This is a genomic window from Brachybacterium sp. NBEC-018 (assembly GCF_024860185.1).
GTDB classification, from domain to species: Bacteria; Actinomycetota; Actinomycetes; order Actinomycetales; family Dermabacteraceae; genus Brachybacterium; species Brachybacterium rhamnosum.
In genome coordinates, this window is sequence record NZ_CP100650.1 from 2,091,808 (window position 1) to 2,113,437 (window position 21,630).

At 72.8% G+C, this 21,630-nt stretch carries 21 protein-coding genes and 1 other RNA gene; 17 read left to right on the forward strand and 5 right to left on the reverse strand.

Going from position 1 to position 21,630, the window contains the following annotated elements; translation table 11 throughout:
• Nucleotides 1-1,188 carry a YihY/virulence factor BrkB family protein gene (locus tag NLU66_RS09450; RefSeq protein ID WP_259359464.1) on the reverse strand — a complete coding sequence of 396 codons (1,188 nt, stop codon included), beginning with the start codon at nt 1,186-1,188 and terminating at the stop codon, nt 1-3.
• 218 nt (nt 1,189-1,406) lie between these two features.
• On the opposite strand from NLU66_RS09450, the gene NLU66_RS09455 reads away from it, so the two are divergent.
• The 13 genes from NLU66_RS09455 to smpB all read left to right on the forward strand — a co-directional run bounded on the left by NLU66_RS09455 (nt 1,407) and on the right by smpB (nt 12,925).
• Nucleotides 1,407-2,633 carry a CpaF family protein gene (locus NLU66_RS09455; protein WP_259359465.1) on the forward strand — a complete coding sequence of 409 codons (1,227 nt, stop codon included), beginning with the start codon at nt 1,407-1,409 and terminating at the stop codon, nt 2,631-2,633.
• Nucleotides 2,630-3,502, forward strand: coding sequence for a type II secretion system F family protein (locus NLU66_RS09460; RefSeq protein ID WP_259359466.1), 873 nt, complete (start codon nt 2,630-2,632; stop codon nt 3,500-3,502). The genes NLU66_RS09455 and NLU66_RS09460 overlap by 4 nt, the downstream gene beginning before the upstream one ends.
• Entirely contained in the window at nt 3,499-4,443 is a 945-nt protein-coding gene (locus NLU66_RS09465; protein ID WP_259359467.1) for a type II secretion system F family protein, read from the forward strand. The genes NLU66_RS09460 and NLU66_RS09465 overlap by 4 nt, the downstream gene beginning before the upstream one ends.
• Nucleotides 4,444-4,522: 79 nt before the next feature.
• A complete protein-coding gene (locus NLU66_RS09470; RefSeq protein WP_137770400.1) occupies nt 4,523-4,750 on the forward strand; it encodes a hypothetical protein in 228 nt (75 codons plus the stop codon).
• A 58-nt stretch (nt 4,751-4,808) separates the two neighbouring features.
• Nucleotides 4,809-5,300, forward strand: coding sequence for a TadE/TadG family type IV pilus assembly protein (locus NLU66_RS09475; protein ID WP_259359468.1), 492 nt, complete (start codon nt 4,809-4,811; stop codon nt 5,298-5,300).
• Nucleotides 5,297-5,830, forward strand: coding sequence for a hypothetical protein (locus tag NLU66_RS09480; protein WP_259359469.1), 534 nt, complete (start codon nt 5,297-5,299; stop codon nt 5,828-5,830). Before NLU66_RS09475 ends, NLU66_RS09480 begins: the two co-directional genes overlap by 4 nt.
• 5 nt (nt 5,831-5,835) lie before the next feature.
• Entirely contained in the window at nt 5,836-6,327 is a 492-nt protein-coding gene (locus NLU66_RS09485; RefSeq protein ID WP_259359470.1) for a pilus assembly protein TadG-related protein, read from the forward strand.
• A gap of 247 nt (nt 6,328-6,574) precedes the next feature.
• The gene (locus NLU66_RS09490; protein ID WP_259359471.1) at nt 6,575-7,762 is read left to right on the forward strand and encodes a glycerate kinase; all 1,188 of its coding nucleotides are present in this window, start codon (nt 6,575-6,577) and stop codon (nt 7,760-7,762) included.
• A gap of 11 nt (nt 7,763-7,773) precedes the next feature.
• Nucleotides 7,774-8,889: a peptide chain release factor 2 gene (gene prfB / locus NLU66_RS09495; protein ID WP_259359472.1), complete on the forward strand. Its 1,116-nt coding sequence runs from the start codon at nt 7,774-7,776 to the stop codon at nt 8,887-8,889.
• Nucleotides 8,890-9,078: 189 nt separating this feature from the next.
• Nucleotides 9,079-10,032: a cell division ATP-binding protein FtsE gene (ftsE, locus tag NLU66_RS09500; protein WP_259359473.1), complete on the forward strand. Its 954-nt coding sequence runs from the start codon at nt 9,079-9,081 to the stop codon at nt 10,030-10,032.
• Complete coding sequence (gene ftsX / locus NLU66_RS09505) at nt 10,029-10,946, forward strand: permease-like cell division protein FtsX (RefSeq protein ID WP_259359474.1); 918 nt, start codon at nt 10,029-10,031, stop codon at nt 10,944-10,946. The genes ftsE and ftsX overlap by 4 nt, the downstream gene beginning before the upstream one ends.
• A 2-nt stretch (nt 10,947-10,948) precedes the next feature.
• Nucleotides 10,949-12,253 carry a peptidoglycan DD-metalloendopeptidase family protein gene (locus tag NLU66_RS09510; protein ID WP_259359475.1) on the forward strand — a complete coding sequence of 435 codons (1,305 nt, stop codon included), beginning with the start codon at nt 10,949-10,951 and terminating at the stop codon, nt 12,251-12,253.
• A gap of 168 nt (nt 12,254-12,421) precedes the next feature.
• Nucleotides 12,422-12,925 (forward strand): SsrA-binding protein SmpB, encoded by a 504-nt coding sequence (smpB, locus tag NLU66_RS09515; RefSeq protein WP_259359476.1) that lies wholly within the window; start codon nt 12,422-12,424, stop codon nt 12,923-12,925.
• A gap of 6 nt (nt 12,926-12,931) precedes the next feature.
• Here smpB and NLU66_RS09520 read toward each other — a convergent pair whose 3' ends face one another.
• Entirely contained in the window at nt 12,932-13,495 is a 564-nt protein-coding gene (locus NLU66_RS09520) for a hypothetical protein (RefSeq protein ID WP_259359477.1), read from the reverse strand.
• Between the two features lie 215 nt (nt 13,496-13,710).
• Here NLU66_RS09520 and ssrA point away from each other — a divergent pair.
• The 3 genes from ssrA (at nt 13,711) to NLU66_RS09535 (ending at nt 16,802) form a co-directional block, all read left to right on the forward strand.
• Nucleotides 13,711-14,081: a transfer-messenger RNA gene (gene ssrA, locus NLU66_RS09525) on the forward strand.
• 290 nt (nt 14,082-14,371) lie between these two features.
• Entirely contained in the window at nt 14,372-15,718 is a 1,347-nt protein-coding gene (locus NLU66_RS09530) for an MFS transporter (protein WP_259359478.1), read from the forward strand.
• A 49-nt stretch (nt 15,719-15,767) separates the two neighbouring features.
• Nucleotides 15,768-16,802 (forward strand): phosphotransferase, encoded by a 1,035-nt coding sequence (locus tag NLU66_RS09535; RefSeq protein WP_259359479.1) that lies wholly within the window; start codon nt 15,768-15,770, stop codon nt 16,800-16,802.
• Here the strand turns inward: NLU66_RS09535 and NLU66_RS09540 are convergent, their stop codons facing one another.
• The 3 genes from NLU66_RS09540 to tdh form a co-directional block, all read right to left on the reverse strand.
• On the reverse strand, nt 16,803-18,056 hold the full coding sequence (locus tag NLU66_RS09540) for an AAA family ATPase (protein ID WP_259359480.1): 1,254 nt from the start codon (nt 18,054-18,056) through the stop codon (nt 16,803-16,805).
• Between the two features lie 70 nt (nt 18,057-18,126).
• Entirely contained in the window at nt 18,127-19,341 is a 1,215-nt protein-coding gene (locus tag NLU66_RS09545; protein ID WP_259359481.1) for a glycine C-acetyltransferase, read from the reverse strand.
• A 46-nt stretch (nt 19,342-19,387) separates the two neighbouring features.
• Nucleotides 19,388-20,452, reverse strand: a complete 1,065-nt coding sequence (gene tdh / locus NLU66_RS09550; RefSeq protein WP_259362574.1) for an L-threonine 3-dehydrogenase — start codon at nt 20,450-20,452, stop codon at nt 19,388-19,390.
• Nucleotides 20,453-20,808: 356 nt separating this feature from the next.
• Between tdh and NLU66_RS09555 the strand changes: the two genes are divergently transcribed.
• Nucleotides 20,809-21,594 (forward strand): hypothetical protein, encoded by a 786-nt coding sequence (locus NLU66_RS09555; RefSeq protein WP_259359482.1) that lies wholly within the window; start codon nt 20,809-20,811, stop codon nt 21,592-21,594.
• The last annotated feature ends 36 nt before the right edge of the window (nt 21,595-21,630 follow it).

Consider the following 21,630-nt stretch of genomic DNA (forward strand, 5'->3'; position numbering starts at 1 on the left):
TCAGGAGTCCTTGGACCCGGTGGTGTCCGACCCGGCGTCCCCGCCGCCGGCGGCGTCCTCCCCGCTCGCCTCGCGCGGGGTCAGGCGGTACTCCTCGGAGGTGTAGGAGTCGGCGTCGCGGTGGAGGTTCCGCAGGCGGATGTCGCGGCCCTCGTCCACGAGCTTCTCGTGCTTGGCCTCCGCCTTCTCCGCGCCCTTCTCGCCGCGCAGCGGGAGGGCGAGGCCGTCCTCCGCGGGGCGCCCGGCCTCGAGCTCGCGGGCCCGCTCGAACTCGGCGTCGACCTCCGCGCCGATCAGCACCACGATGTTCATGATCCACAGGGCGAACAGGACGGCCATGATGCCGCCGATCGCGCCGTAGCTCGAGTAGCTCGCGAAGGTGGTCATATAGATCGAGACGGCGACCGCGGCGACGGCCACCCCGATGATCGCGACGACGCCGCCGGGGGAGATCAGGCGGAACGGCTTCTCCACGTTCGGGGCGCCCCAGTAGAGCAGCGAGATGAGCGCGAAGGCGAGCACCAGGATGACGGGCCACTTCACCCACGCCCAGATCGGCAGGAAGGAGTCCATGAGGAAGGTGAGCACGCCACCCGCGCCGATCGAGTCCGCGATCGGGCCCAGCACGCCCTGCACGATCGTCTCGTTGAGCAGGATCGAGATGAGCACGAGCAGGATCCCGAGCACGAGGGCGGCGGTGAGGGCGAGCATGCCGCCGTTGAGGCGGATCGGGCCGCGGCCCTCGGGCACCTCGTAGATGTCGTTGGCGACGCGGCCGAAGGCCTTCACGTACGCGGAGGCGGACCACAGCGCGGTCGCGATACCGATGATGAGCGCGATCGTGCCGCCGCTCGCGGAGCCCATGAGCGAATCGACCGTGGACTTCACCGCTTTGTCGGCGCCCAGTCCGCTGCCGCCGGCCGCGCTGTTGATCGCGTCGACGAGGAGCTGGGAGATCTGGTCCTTGATGCTCGAGAGCAGCAGGGTCGCGAGGGAGAAGACGGCCAGCAGGGTCGGCGCGATGGACAGCACCATGAAGTAGGTCAGCTTCGCGGCCTGATCGGTGCCGCCGTCCCGGGAGAACTCCGCGAGGACCCGCTTGGCCATGTACTTCAGCGTGGGCCGGCTGAGCCGGGGGGAGGAGTCGAGCTCGCCGTTCGAGCCGGGCGATGCGGAGGACAGTGCCATGGACGTGCTCCTGACGGGACGGGGCGCGCGGCGGCGCCACGGTGTGTCACCTGCACCGACATCCTTGCACGAAAGGAGTCTGGGAGAGTTGTCCACATTCCCGGGGAGCGGCGAGCGGGCGGAGCGCCGTGCTTCCTACAGTGACCGGCGAGGAACGACGCGGGACCGACCGAGGGGTCGGCACCGACCGCGATCGTGGGACCACCGAGGGGAGTGGGATGGACGCCGCCACCATCATCGAGGCCGAGTCGCGGGAGCTGATCCGCCGCCGCGGCCTCGATGCGCGCGCCGACGGGCTCGAGCCGCTCATCCGCGAGGTCGTCACCGACTACGACCGCCGCGCCGCCGGCGGCGCCGTCCCCACCGTGCGCGACACCGACCTCGTGGTCGCGGAGGTCGCGGCGAGGATCGGCGGATTCGGCCCCCTCCAGGACCTGCTCGACGACCCGGGCGTCGAGGAGATCTGGGTCAACTCGCCCACCCAGATCTTCTGCGCCCGCAACGGGCGCAGCGAGCTCACCACGATCGTCATGACGGACGACGAGGTGCGCGGGATCGTCGAGCGCATGCTCGTGAGCTCCGGGCGCCGACTCGACCTCAGCACCCCCTTCGTGGACGCCCTCCTGCCGGACGGCTCCCGCCTCCACGTGGTCATCCCCTCGGTCACCCGGCGCCACGCCTCCGTCAACATCCGCAAGTTCGTCGCCAAGGCCCACGACCTCGAGGGCATGGTGCAGCTCGGCTCGCTCACGCCGCAGGCCGCGGCCTTCCTCGACGCCGCCGTCGCGGCCGGTCTCAACGTCATCGTCAGCGGCGCGACCGGTGCCGGGAAGACGACCTTCCTGCGCTGCCTCGCCCAGTCCGTCGGGCCCCGCGAGCGCGTCGTCACCATCGAGGAGGTCTTCGAGCTCGCGCTGCCGCTGCGGGACGTGGTCGCCCTCCAGACCCGCCAGGCGAACCTCGAGGGCACCGGCGAGATCTCGATGCGGCGGCTCGTGAAGGAGGCGCTGCGCATGCGCCCGAGCCGCATCGTCGTGGGGGAGGTGCGCGAGGCGGAGGCGCTGGACATGCTCATCGCCCTCAACAGCGGCCTGCCCGGGCTCTGCACCCTGCACGCGAACTCCGCGCGGGATGCGGTCGCGAAGCTCTGCACCCTGCCCCTGCTCGCCGGGGAGAACGTCGCGAGCCGCTTCGTCGTCCCCACCGTCGCGAGCGCGATCGACATCGTCGTCCATCTCGACATGTTCGCCGACGGCCGCCGGCGGGTCCGCGAGATCGTGGGCCTCTCGGGCCGCGTCGAGGACGAGGTCATCGAGGTCTCCGACCTCTTCAGCGTCCAGGGCGACCGCCTCGTGCGCGGCGACGGGCACCCGCCGCACCCCGATCGCTTCGCGCGCGCCGGGGTCGACCTCCGCGGGATCCTCGCGCCCGGGGAGGCGGCATGATCGACGGCGCCTTCGTCGGCCTCGTGCTGGGCCTCGGGCTGCTCGCGATCTGGTGGTCGCTGTGGGAGCAGGAGGGATCCGCCGTGCGCCGCGGCCGGATCGGGGAGGTCCTCGACCGGCTCCGCGACGACCTCGTCGTCGTCGGCCTCGGGACGGTCCCGCCGATCGCGGTCCCCCTGCTGAGCGCCGGCCTCGGGCTCGTGGTCGCCGCGGCGCTGTGGGCGGTCTCCGGCGCGGTGGTCCCCTCGGTCACGATCGGCACCGCCTCGAGCGGTCTCCCGGTGCTGCTGCTGCGCTCCGCCGCGCGGCGCCGTGCCACCGCCCTGCGCGAGGTGTGGCCGGAGGCCGTCGACCACATCAACTCCGCGATCCGGGCGGGGCTCTCGCTGCCCGAGGCCCTCGTCCAGCTCAGCCGCAAGGGACCCGAGCAGCTGCGCCCCGCGTTCACCGAGTTCGGGCGGGACTACCAGGCCAGCGGCGACTTCGCAGCGAGCCTGGACCGGCTCAAGGTGCGCCTCGCGGATCCCGTCGGCGACCGCATCGTCGAGGCCCTGCGCATCACCCGCGACGTGGGCGGCACCGATCTGGGCGCGCTGCTGCGCACCCTCTCCGCCTTCCTGCGCGAGGACGCCCGCACCCGCGCGGAGATCGAGGCGCGGCAGTCCTGGACCGTGAACGCCGCGCGCCTCGCCCTCGTCGCCCCGTGGCTCGTGCTGGCCCTCATGGCGACGCGGCCCGAGGCCGCGCAGGCCTACGACTCGAGCGCGGGGCTCGTGATGATCCTCGGCGGCGCCGTCGTCTCCGTGATCGCCTACCGCGTCATGCTCGTCATCGCGCGGCTCCCGCAGGACGAGCGGGTGCTGCGATGACCGGGCCGAGCACCGTCGTCGCGGGAGCTCTGCTGGGTCTCATGCTCGGCTGCGGGCTGGTCCTCATCAGCGGGTTCCTGCCCTGGCTGCGACGACGCGACCTCGCCGCGCGCGTCGACCCGTACCTGCGCCGCGCCGCGGGCAGCGCCCTGCTCGACGCCTCGCCCGACTCCGGCCGCGCCCGCCTCGTGATCGAGAACCTGCTGGGCCCCGTGGCCCAGCACGCGCTCGGCCTGCTCGAGCGGCTCACGGGAGGCGCGGAGCAGCTCGAGAAGCGGCTGCGCCTTGCGGGCCGGCGCAGCAGCGTGGACTCCTTCCGCATCGAGCAGGTGGTGTTCGGCGCGATCGGCCTCGTGATCGGGCTCGGCGTCGCGCTCGCCGCGATCGGCCTGCGCGGGACGAGCCCCCTCATGGGGCTGCTCATCGTCGCGATCGGTGTGGTCCTCGGCGTCCTCCTGCGCGACTACCTGCTGACCATGGAGATCAAGCGCCGCGCCTCGCGCATGGCCCGGGAGTTCCCCACCGTCGCCGATCTCCTCGCGCTCGCCGTCGCGGCCGGCGAGAGCCCCATCGGGGCGATGGAGCGGGTCGCCCGCTCCTCGACCGGAGCGCTGCCGGACGAGTTCGCGGCGACCGTCGCGGACATCCACGCCGGGACCGGCGTCGCCCCGGCGCTCGCGGCGCTCGGTACGCGCACCCCGCTCACGGCCCTCGCCCGGTTCGGGGAGGGCGTCTCCGTCGCCATCGAGCGCGGCACCCCGCTCGCCGACGTGCTCCGCGCCCAGGCGCAGGACGCGCGGGAATCCGCCAAGCGGGACCTCATGGAGACCGCCGGCCGCCGTGAGGTGGTCATGCTCGTCCCCGTCGTCTTCCTGGTCCTGCCGCTCGTCATCGTCTTCGCGATCTTCCCCGGCCTCGCCGTCCTGGAGATCGCGCTGTGAGGCGCTCCGCGCCCTCCCGTCCCACCCCGCCCATCCGTCCCTGCATCGCACGCACACCGAACCGTCCGAGGAGGACACCATGACCGTGCATCGCACCCACCTCGCCCGCCCGAAGCCCCCGGTCCACCGCCGGCTGCTCGCCGCCCTCGCCTCCCGCCTCGGCTCCGAGCGCGGCGACGTCCCGGGCTGGGTCCTCATCACGCTGATGACCGCCGGGATCGTCATCGCCCTGTGGGCCGTGGCGAGCGACCAGATCGTGCAGATCTTCGAGAACGCGATGGCGCCGTTCCTCGGCGGCTCGCTCTGAGCCGTCCCGGTCCGTCCTGACAGCCCGCACGATCAGCCCGGGGAGGAGGTCCCAGCCGATGACGCGCCCAGCATCCCTGTGCCCGACGACTCGTCCGGCACCGCGCCCGACGGCCGTGGCGACGGCGAGCGGAGCCTCCTCGCGCGCGCGGCGGATCCGCCCGGACCGGCTGCGGGACCGTCTCGCCTCGGAGCGGGGCTCTGCCGTCGCCGAGTTCCCGATGGTCGCGGCGCTCATCATCGTCATCGCCCTCACGATCGTGCAGGCGGCGCTGCTGCTGCACACGCGCAACACGCTCACCGACGCGGCCGTCCAGGGCGCGCATCGGGCGGCGCTCGTGGGCGCCACCCCGGAGGACGGTGCGCTCCGGGCGGAGCGGCTGATCGCCGAGCGCTTCGGCTCCGGCTACGACGCGCATGCCGTGGCCTCCCAGGACGCCGACGGCCTCGTGACCGTCGAGGTCGAGGCGACGCTCCCGCTCGTGGGACTGCTGGGTCCCGAGGCCTCCCTGCACGTCGAGGGGCGCGCCCTGGACGAGGAGTCCTGGTGAGCGGGCGGCCGATCCCGCGGCGGCAGCGGGGACCCGGCGCCGAGCTCCGCCTCGCCGCGGGCCGCCACCTCCCGACGGGCGCGCGGCGCGCCGCCCGGACCGCCGGCCCCGCGGGGGAGGACGGCAACGCCCTCGTGGAGTTCGTCGTGCTCGGCGTCGCGCTCCTGATCCCGACCCTGTACCTCGTGCTGACCCTCGGCTCGGTGCAGTCGGCGGTCTTCGCGGCGGACGTCGTCGCCCGCGACGCCGCCCGCATCCACGCCGTCGAGGAGGATCCGGGCACGGCCCGGGACCGTGCCGCCCGGCACACCAGGCTCGTGCTCGAGGACTTCGGCCTCGAGGCCCAGGACGTCGTGACGATCTCCTGCACCGAGGATCCCTGCTCGACCCCCGGTGGCCTCGTCACCGCGCAGGTGCGGATCCCCGTGCCGGTGCCGGGCCTCGGACCCGTCCTCGGCGGTGGGGGACCGGTCGCCGTGAGCGCGACCCATGCCGTGCCCGTGGACCGCTACCGGGCGCCGAACGGATGAGCACCGTGCCCCGTCCCGTGCATCGCGCCCGCCCCAGCGGTCCCGGACCGCGCTCCCTGCGCGCGGCGATCCGCGCGAGCGAGGGATCGATGACCGTCCTCACCACCGGGGTGCTCGTCGTGATCCTGCTCGTGATGGCCGTGGGCGCCGCGATCACCGGGGTGCACCTCGAGCGCAACGAGCTGCAGTCCGCCGCCGACTCGATCGCGCTCGCCGCTGCCCAGGGGGTGGACATGGAGGAGATCTACACGGCCGGCGACTCCTCCCCGATCACGGAGTCCTCGGCCCGGGCCGCCGCGGAGGAGCAGCTCTCCCGCTACCCGCTGGACACGACCCGCACCCACGACATCGGGCTCGACGAGGTGAGCGTGGAGGCGGACGGCACCGTGCGCATCGTCCTCTCCGCGCGCACGGACCCGCCGCTGGCCGGATGGTTCACGCGCCGGAGCGGCACCTCGATCCCGCTCCAGGTCGAGGGTGAGTCGCGCGCCCGCTGAACGGGACGGGCGCCCCCGCACGCCGACCGCGGCACCGACCGATGGCCGGGATGCGCGTGCCCGGCTCACGCCCCTCCCGACCCGTGGCCGCACGTCGACCCCGGTGAGCGCCGTCGACTAGCGTGCGAGCAGCCCCTGCCGCAGAGCCGCCGCCCGCAGCGCACGTCCCACCCTCACCACCCGGAGGTCCGCCGATGACGCCGTCGCACCCGACCATCGCTCCCGCCCCGCTCCCGGGAGCCGTGGCATGACGGCCGTCCTGCTCGCCCCGGACAAGTTCAAGGGCTCCCTCACCGCCGCGCAGGTCGCCGCCGCCCTCGCCCGCGGGATCACGGCGACGGCCCCCGGGGCCGCGCTCACGAGCTGCCCGATCGCGGACGGCGGGGACGGAACGGTCGACGCCGCGCTCGCCGCCGGCGCCGAGGAGCGCACCGCACGGATCACCGGGCCCACGGGCGAACCCCACGAATCGACCTGGGCCCTCGACGGTGACGTCGCCGTCCTCGAGCTCGCGAGCGCCGTGGGCCTCGCGGCGCTCCCGGGCGGGGACCTCGCCCCGCGCACTGCCTCGACCCGCGGGCTCGGGGAGCTGATCCTCGCGGCCGTCGGCGCCGGAGCGCGCACGATCGTCGTGGGCCTCGGCGGGAGCGCCTCGACCGACGCGGGCGCGGGACTGCTCCGGGCCCTCGGCGCGAGACTGCTCACCGCCGGCGGCGAGCCGATCGCCCCGGGTCTCGCCGGGCTCGAGGAGCTCGCGCAGGCGGATGTCGCCCCGGCCCTCGCGGCCCTCGACGGCGTGACCCTGATCGCCGCGAACGACGTCGCGAACCCCCTGCTCGGTCCCGAGGGCGCGGCCGCGGTGTACGGCCCGCAGAAGGGCCTGGACGAGGACAGTGTGCGTGAGGCGGAGGCGATCCTCTCCCGTGCGGCCGCGCTCCTGGACCCCGAGGGTGGGCACGCGCGAGCCGCCGGCGCCGGGGCGGCCGGAGGGACCGGCTTCGCCTTGCTGCTGCTCGGGGCGACCCAGCGCTCCGGGGCGGACGTCGTCCTCGAGTTCGCCGGCTTCGACGAGCGCCTCGCCGGCGCCGATCTCGTGGTGACGGGGGAGGGGAAGCTCGACGAGCAGACCCTGCACGGCAAGGGCCCGGCGGAGGTCGCCCGCCGCGCCGTCGCCGCCGGGATCCCGGTGTGGGCGGTCGCGGGCGCCGTCACCCTCGGCGAAGAGCAGCTCGAGCAGGCCGGGATCCGCCGTGCCCTGGACCTCGTCTCCCGCGCGGGCGGCGTCGAGGACGCGATCGCCCGCGGCGAGGAGCTGCTGGAGGCGATCGGGCGGGAGATCGGGCAGGCGATCGAGGCGGGTCACGTCCGTGAGATGCGACGCCCCGCGACCGCCGCACCCGGCGATCCCGCAGGCACCCGGCCGCCCCTGCCGTAGACTCCCCCCTCGTGGCTGCCATCGACTTCTCCGAAGAGATCCCCCATCTGCGCTCGACGCTCTCGTCGATCGAGCAGGTGACGGACATCGACGCCCTCGACGAGAAGATCGCGGGGCTCGAGCAGCAGGCCTCCGCGCCCGATCTCTGGGACGACGTCGAGAACGCCCAGAAGGTTTCCGCCGCCCTCTCCCACGCCCAGGCCGAGCGCCGCCGCATCTCCGAGCTCGACGGCCGCATCGAGGACCTCGAGGTCATGGTCGAGCTCGCCGCGGAGGAGGACGACGAGGACACCCTCGCCGAGGCCGAGTCCGAGTACCGCTCGATCAAGAAGTCCCTCGACGAGCTCGAGGTGCGCACCCTGCTCGCCGGCGAGTACGACGAGCGCAACGCGGTCGTGACGATCCGCGCGGGCGCCGGCGGCGTCGACGCGGCGGACTTCGCCGAGATGCTCCTGCGCATGTACGTGCGCTGGGCGGAGCGCCACGGCTACCCGACCAAGATCATGGACACCTCCTACGCGGAGGAGGCGGGCCTGAAGTCCGTCACCTTCGAGGTCTCCGCGCCCTTCGCCTACGGCACCCTCTCCGTCGAGGGCGGCACCCACCGCCTCGTGCGCATCAGCCCCTTCGACAACCAGGGCCGCCGCCAGACCTCCTTCGCGGCGGTCGAGGTCATCCCGCTCATCGAGTCCACCGACTCCGTGGAGATCCCGGAGAACGAGCTCAAGGTGGACGTGTTCCGCTCCTCGGGCCCCGGCGGCCAGAGCGTCAACACGACCGACTCGGCCGTGCGCATGACCCACCTCCCCACCGGCATCGTGGTCTCGATGCAGGACGAGAAGTCCCAGATCCAGAACCGCGCCGCGGCGCTGCGCGTCATGCAGTCCCGCCTGCTGCTGCTGAAGAAGGCCGAGGAGGCCGCGGAGCGCAAGGAGCTCGCGGGGGACGTGAAGGCCAGCTGGGGCGACCAGATGCGCTCCTACGTGCTGAACCCGTACCAGATGGTCAAGGACCTCCGCACCGAGTACCAGGAGGGCAACCCCTCCTCGGTGTTCGACGGCGAGATCGACGAGTTCATCGACGCCGGCATCCGCTGGCGCGCCGGCCAGAACCGCTCCGAGGACTGATCCCCGGGGCGGGACGCCCCGCCGCCGCCCGCCGTATCGCCGCTCCTGCGGGCCGCCGCGTCTCCGCTCCGATCAGGTTTGACCAGGTCTTGACCTCGATCCGGGCGGGCCGTGCGGCGCGCCGCCCCGCGCGCCTTCTACCCTGGAACGGCACGACGCCCCCGATGTGACAGGCACCGATCCCCTCCCGTGATCCGTTTCGACAACGTCACCAAGACGTACCTGCGCGGTCAGAGCCCCGCGGTGGAGAACCTCGACATCGAGTTCGCCCGCGGGGAGTTCGTGTTCCTCGTCGGCGCCTCCGGCTCGGGGAAGTCCACCCTCATGCGGATGGTCCTCAAGGAGGTCGCGCCCACGCGCGGCTCCGTCCACGTGGCCGGCAAGGACCTCGCCCGGATCCCCTCGTGGCGCGTGCCTGCGCTGCGCCGCGACATCGGCATGGTGTTCCAGGACTTCCGGCTCCTGCCCTCGAAGACGGCCTACCAGAACATCGAGTTCGCGCTCGCGGTGATCGGCACGCCCCGCAAGGTGGTGCGGCGCCTGGTCCCCGAGATGCTCGAGATGGTGGGCCTGGAGGACAAGGGCCGCCGCCTCCCGCACGAGCTCTCCGGCGGTGAGCAGCAGCGCGTCGCGATCGCCCGCGCCTACGTCAACCGGCCCTCGATCCTGCTGGCCGACGAGCCCACCGGCAACCTCGACCCGGCCACCGCGGAGGGCATCCTGGACTTGCTCGCCGAGATCAACGAGCGCGGGACGACGGTCGTCATGGCCACCCACGACCGCGCCGCCGTGAACCGGATGCGCCGCCGCGTCGTCGAGATGGTGGGCGGCGAGGTCGTGCGCGACGAGGAGGGAGGCGGCTACGAGTCAGCCGCCGAGGACAGCGTCATCTCGGGCCATGCGGAGGACGGCGAGTCGGTGACCGTCGCCGGTGCCGCAGACCCGGCCGATCCCTCGCGGCCGTCGGACCCGACGCCGGCTCCCGACGTCGCCGAGCGCGCCGGTCGCGCCGGCCATGATCACGTCGACGAGGACCGCGCCTCCGAGGACGTCCTCGAGGAGGACCTCATCGACGAGCGCGAGGCCCACCACCTGGACGCGGACGACGCCGCCTTCGCCGAGGACGAGGAGGACCACCGATGAGGGCCCGCTACATCCTCGGGGAGATCCTCACCGGCCTCTGGCGCAATGTCGCCATGGTGATCTCCGTGGTCATCGTGACCGCCGTGTCCCTCTCCTTCGTGGGCGCCGGTCTGCTGATGCAGAAGCAGATCATGGACATGAAGTCCACGCTCGTCGAGCAGTCGCAGGTGACGATCTACCTGTGCTCCCCGCACTCGACCGCCGCCTCGTGCGCCGGGGGAGCGGCGAGCGACGCCCAGATCGAGGAGGTGCGCACCGCCCTCGAGGGCGACGTGCTCTCCCCGTACGTCGAGTCCTACGAGGAGCGGTCGCAGGAGGAGGCGCTGAAGATCTACCAGGACCAGTTCTCCGGCGAGGGGTTCGTCTCCAACTTCACCGCCGAGGACATGCCCGTCTCCTTCCACCTCACGCTCAAGGACGCGGAGGAGTCCGCCGCCGTGGTGGAGTTCTTCCAGGGCAGGGACGGCGTCGACGAGGTCACCGATCTCCTGAGCGCCTTCGCCCCGTTCATCGACGTGCTGAACCAGTCCACGCTCTTCGCCCTCGGTCTCGCGGTGCTCATGCTCATCGCGGCCGCGCTGCTGGTCGCCACCACGATCCGCATGTCCGTCGCGGGCAGGCGCCGGGAGATCGCGATCATGCGCCTCGTGGGCGCGTCCAATGTGTTCATCCGGGCCCCGTTCCTGCTCGAGGGGGCGGTCGCCGCGATCATCGGCGGCGTCATCGCCTCGGGGATGCTGTGGCTGGGCCTGCACTACATCGTCGAGGACTGGCTGACACCGACCCTCGGCGCGGAGCTCATCACCATCACGACCGGGGACCTGCTGTGGGCCGCGCCGATCCTCGTGGTGCTCGGCGCCGTGCTCGCGATCGGCGCCTCCGTGGTGTCCCTGAACCGCTACCTGAAGGTGTGAGCATGAGGCCCTCCGCGCTGCGCCGCCCGCTGACCGTGCTCGCCGCGGCGGCCCTGCTCATGGGGCCGCTGCTCACCGCGCCCGCGGCCCTCGCCGAGGGGTCCAAGGACGACAAGGTCGCCGAGCGCGCCTCGGTGGATCAGCAGCTCGAGGACCTCCGCATCGAGCTGAGCGACGTCAACGACGACCTCGCCCAGACCTACCTCGACCTCGCGGAGACCGAGCTGCTGATCCCGCAGGCGCAGCAGGACCTCGACGACGCCCAGGCGGAGCTCGAGGCCGCGCGCCAGGAGGACCAGCAGACCGGTGACCGGCTCGAGGCGGCGCAGGAGGAGGAGCGTGAGCTCTCCGGCGAGGTCGACACCGGGCAGCAGGAGGTCGACTCCTCCGACGAGGAGCTCAAGCAGGTCGCGATCGAGGCCTACAAGGGCGGTGGGCTGCCCAGCCCGGCGAGCGTGTACCTCGACAGCGCGACCCCGCAGGACGCGGTGGACCGCTCGATGAACTACCGCCTCACCCTGGCCTCCCAGGGCAGCCGTCTGGACTCGCTGCGCACCGATCAGGCGCTCACCGAGAACTCCGCGGACCGCCTCACCGCCGTGCGCGAGGAGATCGACGACCTCAAGCAGCAGTCCGAGGACGCCGTCCAGCGCACCGAGGACGCGGAGCAGAAGGCCTCGGACGCGAAGTCCTCCCTCGACGACCTCTACGCCCAGCAGACCCAGCAGCGGGACGACCTCGAGGCGAAGAAGAAGAAGTACCAGGACCAGGAGGGCGACCTCGAGGACCGCGGCGGCACGCTCGACGACGAGATCGCCGAGCTCGCCCGCCAGGAGAAGGAGCGCGAGCAGGCGGCCGCCGCGTCCACCCCGGCGCCCTCGGGCGGGGACAGCGGCGGCTCGAGCTCTGCGAAGGGCGGCTGGATCCGGCCCGTGGACTCGCGCATGAACTCGAACTTCGGCTGGCGCTACCACCCGATCTACCACACGCGGAAGCTCCACGCGGGCGTCGACTTCCCGGTCGCCTGCGGCACCCCTGTGAAGGCGGCGCACGACGGTCGCGTCCTCGCGACGACCTTCAACCACAGCGCCGGCAACAAGCTGATCCTCAGCCACGGCATCTCGGGCGGCAAGGTCATCACGACCTCGTACCACCACCTGCAGGGCTACGCCGTGAGCGCGGGGCAGTCGGTGAAGGCCGGCCAGACCGTCGCCTACGTGGGCACGACCGGTTCCTCGACGGGCTGCCACCTGCACTTCGAGGTGCACGAGGACGGCAACGCCGTGGACCCCGCCGGCTACGTGTGAGCGCCGGCCCCGCGATCGGCGATCCCGAGGGCGGCCGACGGCGGCGGGTGACGTCCGCCCAGGGCGCAGGAAAACGGCTCGTCGCACGGCGCGTCGCCGCGTAGGCTGGGGTGTCCGTCCGCCGCACGAAGGGTGCGGCCCACCGCGGGCGAGCGACAGGAGGACTCCATGGCGAAGAAGACCGACAAGGGCCGGGCGGCGACCGACGACGGCCCCGTCAAGAAGCTCATCGCCTCCAATAAGCGCGCTCGCCACGACTACTTCATCGACGACACCTGGGAAGCGGGCATCGTGCTGACCGGCACCGAGGTGAAGTCGCTGCGCGACCGCGGCGCCTCGCTGATCGACGGCTACTGCTTCATCGAGGGCGGCGAGGTGTGGATGGACGCGGTCCACATCGCCCCGTACGTCAAGGGCACGTGGACCAACCATGCCGCGCGCCGCAAGCGCAAGCTCCTCCTGCACAAGCGGGAGATCCTCAAGCTCGCCGGCAAGTCCAGCGAGAAGGGCTACACGATCGTGCCGCTCGAGATCTACTTCCTCGGCTCCCACGCGAAGGTCAGCATCGGCCTCGCGCGCGGCAAGAAGGAATGGGACAAGCGGCAGACCCTCCGCGAGCAGCAGGACATGCGCGAGGCGCAGCGCGCCATGCGCCAGCGCGAGCTGGTCTGACGCCGCTCAGAGCCCGCGCTCGAGGCGACGCACCGCACGGCGGCTCGCGCCCACGAGGTCCTCGTCGTCCGCGGCGAGGTGCTCCCGCATCATGAGCGCGCGTCGGGCGTCCTCGAGCGCGCTCGTGCGCAGCCGCTCCGCCGCCCGGGGCCGTTCCTGGCCGAGCTCCGCGCGCGCATGCTCGAAGCGGCTCAGCGCCCGCTGGTGGAACACCGCGGCGAGCACGGAGAGCGAGGAGGGCGTCGTCGGGTCCTCGAGACCGGTCTCCTCGGCGGCGAGGTCGAACTGCTCGTCCGCCGGGAGGAAGGCGCCCTGCCACTGCAGCACCTGCGCGTAGCGGGCGCGGCGCACGGCCCGCACGAGCGGGGGCAGGGCCGGGTCCTCGAGGCCGCGCCGGCCGGCGGCGGCCGCCTCGTCGAGCCGGCCCAGCATCCGCAGGTAGGCGACGGCCCGCGGGTCCTCGGGGTGCGCGTCGCACCATGCGGCGAGGGCGTCGGGATCCTCGACCACCTCGCGCAGGGTGCTCTCGTCGATGGTCACCGGCACGCCCTCGGCGAGGAATCCGCTCATCGTGGCATCATCCCGCCGCGGGCGCCGTGAGGTCCAGGGTGAGCCGCTTCGCCGTGAGCTGACGGATATCCGTTGGGCAGCGAGGCCGAGGAGGAGTAGACTCGTCCTCGCTCCCGGAGGCCGCGCGCGGCTGCCGGGGACGGGTTGCTTGACAACAGAAGAGTGAGTGCAGGGACGGTCCGAGGGCCGTCACCTCCGTGCTGCAACCCACGCAAGGGGACGATCGGTTTCGACGGTAGTTGTCCTGCGAGGGGAAGCGGGCCGAGAACCCGGAGTCAACTCGTTAATGTCCTCCGGAAACCCATAAGTGCCGAAACCAAGCGCACTGACTTCGCTCTCGCTGCCTGATCAGCGTTAGCAGTCTGGAACCCCGGGCTTGCTCCTGACCCGGATCGTTCCATCATCAAAGGAGCCACTGCTGCCGACCTTCGTCATCGAGGTCGGGTGAACACCTCAGAGTGACTGAGTCCGTCGACGACGTGTCCGTGTGATCGTCGGGACTGAGAAAACGCCTTCACGGACTGCGCCCGGAGAAGCCCTGGCTTCGCACTATCGGACGCGGGTTCGATTCCCGCCGTCTCCACGACTGCACTCACCGACGAAGGCCCCTCACCTGCGCACCAGCGCGGGGGAGGGGCCTTTCTCGTGCCCGCAGGTCGTCGAGGAGAGGCCTTCGCAGGCGCTCCGGGCCCCGCCGGAGTTGCCGGGGGTTGCCCCTGGCAAGGGCTGGCAACGGATGCCGGGAGGACTGCAACGAGCCCCAGGATCGGCGCCGGGGCCGTACCGCAGAGGCCTCGTTCTCCCGAGCAGCAGTCGAAGCCGCGGCCATCGCGGCCCGTCGACGGCGCTCCTCGCGGTCCATGAAAGGAGACATCGATGTCTCAGCTCCACGACACCGCCGAGCTCACCGGCTCCGGCGCCCCGATCCCCTCGGGCGACGCGCCCGGCGCGGTCCCGTCCGGGCGCGGGCGCACGGTCGCCGCGCTCGGCTTCTCGCAGGCCGTCGACAACTCCGAGTCCGGCCTCATCAACGTCTTCTTCCCGCTGATCCGCACGGCCTTCGGCCTCGACTACGGCGCGCTCGGCATGCTCACCGCGATCCCGCGCCTCGCGCGCATGCTCTTCGGCCCGTTCTGGGCGATGATGGCGGACCGCTTCGGCCGCAAGAAGATCCTCTTCCTCGTCACGGGCGTCTGGGGCCTGTGGACGGTGCTCGCGGGCTTCGCCCCGAACTACACCGTGCTCGTGGTGCTCTTCGCGATCTCCGCGATCGGCACCGTCGCCTCGGAGCCGATCCTCAACGGACTGCTGCCGGACATCTTCGCGAAGTCGGAGCGTGGGAAGGCCTACGGGCTCGTGCGCGGGATCGGCGGCGGCGTCGGCATCGTCATGGGCCCGGCGATCGGCATGTTCGGCGCGAACCCCGACGGCTGGCGCTACGCCATGTGGGCCATGGGCGGCGTCTCGATCCTCTCGGGCATCCTGATCCTGCTGTGGGTGCCGAGCACCCGCGGCGTCTCCTCCTCGCTCATCAGCACGGACCCCGATTCCGGCACCTTCTCCTTCAGCGACGCGCTGAAGCTGTTCCGGATCCCGACCATCGCGCTCACGGTCGCGATGATCCCCTTCGTGACCTCGGTGGCCGTGCTCCCGTTCTTCTCGACCTTCCTCGTCGACGTGCGCCACTACTCGGTGCCCGAGTCGACGGTCATCATGGCCGTGTACTCGGTGGGCACGATGTTCTCCGCGTTCCTGGGCGGCTACCTCGGAGACCTCTTCGACAAGCGCTTCGGGGCGAAGGGGCGGGTCATGCTCATGCAGATCTACCTCGTGACCTTCGCGATCACCGTCGCGCTCACCACCCAGCTGCCCTTCGAGAACCGCCCGTTCGTGTACGGCTCGGCGCTCGTGCTGGGGCTCGTGTTCTCGATCGGCTTCTCCGGCTGCGTGCTGCCGATGATCTCCACCGTCGTCCCGCTGCAGCTGAGCGCCACCGCCTTCGCGTTCCTGTTCTCCTTCGTCCAGGGCGGCATCGCGGCGCTGTTCTCGATGTTCGCCGGCAACATCGCCGACGCGATCGGCCTGGGCGGCACCTTCCTGTGGTTCATGACGGTGCCCTACCTGCTGAACGCCGTGCTGTGGTTCGGCTTCTACAAGGTGTACCCGCGGGACCGCGCCAAGCAGGACGCCCGCACCGCCGCGGTGCTCGACGGCGCGATCTGATCCCTCGCCCGTCGGCGGGAGCAGGGGCGCGGCCGCCTATCGTGGCCCGGTGACCTCGGATCCCGTCCCTCCGCCTCCGTCGGCCCCGTTGCCTGTCAGTCCGTCGACCGTCAGCCCGCCGCCCGCCGACCTCCCCGTCGACGAGCGGCGGGTCCGGCGTCTGCTGGAGGAGCTGGACCTCGAGCCCGGCGTCGAGCACACGTCACTGCAGCTGCGCATCGGGCCCGCGCCGCTCGGTGAGGGATGGGACAACGTGCTCTGGCCCGTGGGGGAGCACCGGCCAGTGGGGGAGGAGCGGCCCGAGCGGGGGCATCGGCAGCAGGCCGGGCCCGACGGCCGACCGGTCGTGCTGCGGGTCGTCCGACGGGAGGCGGCGCGGCCGCTGCTCATGCGCGAGGCGATCGTGCTGCGCCTGCTGAACGGTGCCGGGCCGCTGCCGATGCGCATCCCTGATCTGCTCGGAACGCACCCCGAGGCGCTGCTGGTGACCTGGACGTCCGGGGAGGTCGCCGCGTCGGCCCCGGCCGCGCAGCAGGAGCGGGCCGCCGTGGCGCTCGCGGAGATGCTCGGCGCGGTGCATTCCCTCCCGATCGCTGCCTCCCTCGAGCGGAATCCCGTGCGGGGTGTGCCGCTCGTGACCAGGGCCGCGGCCTTCGCGCATGATCTCGACCGGGCGGAGCTCCCCGGCCGGGCCCGCGAGGAGGCCCGCCGTCGCTGGGACCGCGGGCTCGGCGCCGCGACCTGGGCGGGCCCGGACCTGCTGCTCCACGGGGACCCCCATCCGGGGAATCTCGTGGTCCCGGAGACCGGCGCCGAGCCGCCCGTGCTCATCGACTGGGGTGACGCGACCCCCGGTGACCCCGCGAGCGACCTGGGCGCCCTGCTGCTCCATCACCCGGACGCGGGGATCCTCGCGCGCTACCGCGAGACGGCCACCTGGCCGGGCATCGAGGACGCGGCCCTCTGGGCGGCGCTCGCCGATCGAGCGGGCGCGTGGTCCGTGCGGCTCGCCCTCGCCCTGGCCACCGCCTACCCGGCGGAGCACCCGCTGGGACGGGCGGGGCAGCGTCTGCTCGACGCCTGATCAGCGTCCCGCCTCGTCCCGGGCAGCACCGGGCGCCGGATCACGCGTGTCACCGGACGGGCCGGCGCCGTCCCGGATCAGCGAGGCCAGCTCCTCCGGGGTCCGGCCGTGGACCTCGAGGGTCTCCTCCCCGTCGCGCGGCGGCACGGCCCGCTCTCGCGAGGCGCGCTCCAGGGCCGCCTCGACCTGCTCGTCCGAGGCACCGATGAGGTCGTCGCCCGCGAGCATCGGCCCCTCGCCCGCGCGCCGGCGCAGCGCCCGCTCCCGCAGGGCACCGGGCTCGTCGTGCAGCCGCACGACCCGCACGGGGGCGCCGGGCAGCGCCGCACGGACCTGTGCCGGCTGGACCGGGAAGGGGGCGGTGACGACGAGCTCCTGCATCCCCGCCCCGACGAGCACCGCGGCGACGGCCGCGAGCACGTCCAGGCCGAGCGCGGGATCCTGCCAGGCCTCTGCGGAGACGGCCTCTGCGGAGACGGGCCCCGCGGCGTCGGGCACCACGCCGTCGGACTCGTCGCCGCCGACGGAGCGCCGGAACGAGAGCTGGGCGAGATCGAGGAACCCGGTGCGGCGTCCCTGCGCCCAGCCGCCGCTCGCGAGGGACCAGGCGACGCTCGAGGCGCCCGCGCAGCGCGGCCCGGTCACCCACAGCACCGGCGTCGTGAGCGCATCGTGCTCCGCGCGCTGCTCCCGGTCGCTGGGCGCGTGGTCGGCGAGCCGTCCTCCGGGCGCCTCCCCCTCTCCGGGCGGGGCGGACCCCGCCGCCGTCGCCAGGTGCTCCTGGACCGCGGCGGCCGCCTGCGCCTCGTCGACGCCGTCGACCGGGAGACCGGTCCAGTCGGGGTGCCGCCGCCGGGACTCGGCGCTGCCGGTCGCGACGGTCTCCTCGACCATGGACGGTCCCCATCCGCGTCCCTGCAGCCGTGCGTGCAGCGTCTCCGGCTCCGCGGTCAGCCACAGCGAGCGGGTGCGGCCCGGCGCGGTCTCCGGCGGCGGTGCGACGGGATCGGCGACCCCGGAGACCAGGAGCAGGCGGGTGCCACGCTCGCGGTGGACGGCGGCGAGCGCGATCAGGGCGCGTTCCTTGAGCGCCCAGCGGTCGTCGTCGCCCTCCGGCGCGGGGTAGAGCATGCCGAGCTGATCGATGTCCACGTACCCGACCGACGGGAGCGTCGAGGACCTCTCCTGCGCGATCCTCTGCGCGAGCGTCGACTTCCCGACCCCGGGCGGTCCTGCGAGCCTGATCACGTCCATGCGCAGGACCGTATGTGCGGCCCGGGCACCGGGGCGAGCGGATATCGGGTGTTCTCGTGCGGACGGACGGTCAGCCCTGCACGGCGGCGCGGGCGGCGACGAAGGCGCGCACCGCGGCCTCGACGTCCTGTTCGGTGTGCGCGGCGGAGAGCTGCACACGGATCCGCGCCTTCCCCTGCGGGACGACCGGGTAGGAGAAGGCGGTGACGAAGACGCCCTGCTCGAGCATGGCGTCGGCCATGCGCCCGGCGAGCGCCGCGTCGCCGAGCATGACGGGCACGATCGCGTGCTCGCCGGGGAGCAGGTCGAAGCCCTCCTCCGTCATCCGGGCCCGGAACAGCTCCGCGTTGCGGAAGAGGGTCGCCCGCAGCTCGGCGCTGCCCTCGACGAGCTCCAGCGCCTGCAGGGTCGCCGCGGTGATCGAGGGGGCGAGGGAGTTGGAGAACAGGTAGGGGCGGCCCTTCTGCCGCAGCAGCGCGACGATCTCGGCGCGGCCGGAGACGTAGCCGCCGCTCGCCCCGCCGAGGGCCTTGCCGAAGGTGCCGGTGTAGAGGTCCACGCGGTCGGAGACGCCGAAGTGCTCGGGGGTGCCCGCGCCGGTCGCGCCCATGAAGCCCACGGCGTGGGAGTCGTCGACCATGACCAGTGCCCCGAACTCCTCGGCGAGGTCGCAGATCCCGGGGAGCGGGGCGAGGTAGCCGTCCATCGAGAACACGCCGTCGGTGACGATCACGGTGCGCCGGGCGGGCGCGCCGTCGTTCTGGGTGCGGGTCGCCTCGAGCTGGGTGCGGAGGTCCGCGAGGTCCGCGTTCGCGTAGCGGTAGCGCACGGCCTTGGACAGCCGGATCCCGTCGATGAGGGAGGCGTGGTTCAGGGCGTCGGAGACGATCGCGTCCTCCCGGCCGAACAGCGGCTCGAAGACCGCGCCGTTCGCGTCGAAGCACGAGGAGAACAGGATCGTGTCCTCGGTGCCGAGGAAGGCGGACAGCGCGTGCTCGAGCTCGAGGTGGATGTCCTGGGTGCCGCAGATGAAGCGCACGGAGGCCATGCCGAAGCCGCGCTCGTCGAGCGCCCGCTTCGCCGCGTCGACGAGGCGGGGGTCGTCGGCCAGACCCAGGTAGTTGTTGGCGCAGAAGTTCAGCACCTCGGCGCCGTCGCGGCCGGCGGGCCCGGCGGTGATCCGGCCGGCCTGGGGCGTGGTGATGACGCGCTCGTGCTTGAAGGTGCCGGCCTCCTCGATCGCGGTGAGCTCGGCGGTCAGCTGGTCCTTGAGGTCGGTGTACACGGGGGTCCTTCCGGGGTGGCGGTGACGGGGATGGGCGCGGGGCGGGTCAGTCCAGGTGCTCCCAGTCCAGGAGCACCTTGCCGCCGCTGCCGGAGCGGGCCACGTCGTACGCCTCCTCCCAGCGGGCGGCGGGGAGGACGTGGGAGACGGTCGCGAGGACCCGCTCGCGCAGCACGGGGGAGGTGGAGATCATGGCGCTCATCGCGTTCCAGGTCTCGTACATCTCGCGGCCGTAGATCCCCTGCAGCGTGAGCATGTGGGTGATGACGGTGGTCCAGTCGAGCTCGAAGTGCCTGGCCGGCAGCCCGAGCAGGGCGATCTTCCCGCCGTGGTTCATCGTCGCGATCATGCCCTGGAGGGCGGAGGGCTGGCCGGAGATCTCCAGGCCCACGTCGAAGCCCTCCTTGAGGCCCAGGTCCTGCTTCGCCCGGTCGACGGTGGTCGTCGCGACGTTCAGGGCGAGGTCCACGCCGGCGGCGCGCGCCATCTCGAGGCGGTGCTCGTGGACGTCGGTGACGGCGATGAAGCGGGCCCCGGCGTGGCGGGCGACCGCGGCGGCCATGAGGCCGATGGGTCCCGCACCGGTGATGAGCACGTCCTCGCCGACGAGCGGGAACTTCAGCGCGGTGTGCACGGCGTTGCCGAAGGGGTCGAAGAGGGCGCCGAGCTCGGGGGAGATGAGGTCGGTGCGGCCCTCGTGCTCGTGGACCCAGACGTTGAGGTAGGGGATCGCGACGTACTCGGCGAAGGCGCCGTCGCGCTGCACGCCGACGCTGCGGGTGCGGATGCACATCTGCCTGCGGCCGGCGCGGCAGTTGCGGCAGGTCCCGCATACGACGTGCCCCTCGCCGGAGACGCGGTCGCCCACGCGCACGTCGCCGGCCTCGGCGCCGACCTCGACCACCTCGCCGTAGAACTCGTGGCCGGGGGTGAAGGGCACCGTGTCGCACATGGCGCGGGCGGAGTCGTCCCAGTCCTGGATGTGCAGGTCGGTGCCGCAGATCCCGGCGCGCAGCACCCGGATGAGGACGTCGTGGGGGCCGCATGCGGGCCGGGGCAGCTCGAGGAGCTCGAGGCCGGCGGCGGGGGAGGTCTTGCGCAGTGCGCGCATGGGGGGCTGGGACATGGGTGGTCTCCGTGGCTCCATCGCTCGGGGTGCGCCGGGGTCTCCGGACGCGGATCCCGAGTCTAGTGGTGAGCCCGGCATGGGGAGGGGGTTCGGTCGAGTCCGCTGCCGAACACCTGAGAACCGGCAATTGCGACGAGTCGGTAACATCACGACATCATCACAAATGGGAGATATGCCGGAATCGCGGCGACAGGCTCCGTCGGGAGGCCTAATGTCCAGTTCATCCGATATGGCTCAATCGGGCTGGATGTCCGATCTGGGGGTCGCCGTGGGGTCTCCCATCGACCAGCCACGGTCGGGGCCCCGGCCCATCGCCGGGAGGAGACAGGGGAGTTGGGATGGTCCAGGAGATGCAGGGCGCGACGAGACGCTCGCTCATGAAGGGCATCGCCTGGGCGGCGCCCATGGCCACGATCGCCGTGGCGGTGCCGGCGCTCGCCGTGTCCCCACCGATCGTCGTCACGCTCTCCGCGACCAGCTGCAAGGAGACCCAGAGCTCGAAGAAGTACTACCTGGCCTTCTCCATCAAGAACACGGGATCCGGCACCGCCGAGGTCCGCGCGATCGCGCTCTCCGTGGCGGCGAACTCGGGGCAGACGGTCGTCTTCTCGGGAGGGCTCCCCACCGCCTGGGAGGCCGTGGGCGGTCACGACACCATCCTCATGGACTACACGTCCACGGCCAACGGGAACATCTCCCAGGGCACGGCGACCGCCACCTTCGAGGTGCGCGACCCCAGCGGCGTCGTCCAGACCGTCACCGAGACCTTCAACATCGGCTCCCTCCCGCCCTGCGAGTGCGTCCCCGCGCCCTGCGAGGAGACGACCGCTCCCGCGGCGAAGGGGGCCGCGGCGGATCAGGAGGCCGAGGCCCCCGAGGAGGACCCCGCGCCGGAGGAGCCCGCGGCGGAGGAGGACGGCCGGCCCGTCGAGGAGCAGCGTGCGGAGGAGCCCGAGGAGCCCGCGGAGCCGGAGGAGTCGACGCCCGAGACGCCCGAGCCCGAGGAGGAGGCCGTCGAGCAGAGCGCACCCGAGGATGAGGAGCCCGCGGCGGAGCCCGAGGCCTCGGACGGCGGCGGGGAGGAGACCGCCCGCTCGTCGGTGTCCGACGGCGGCCGGGGCTGACCCGGGCCGGCCCCGCAGGCCCCGGCGCCCGCGGGG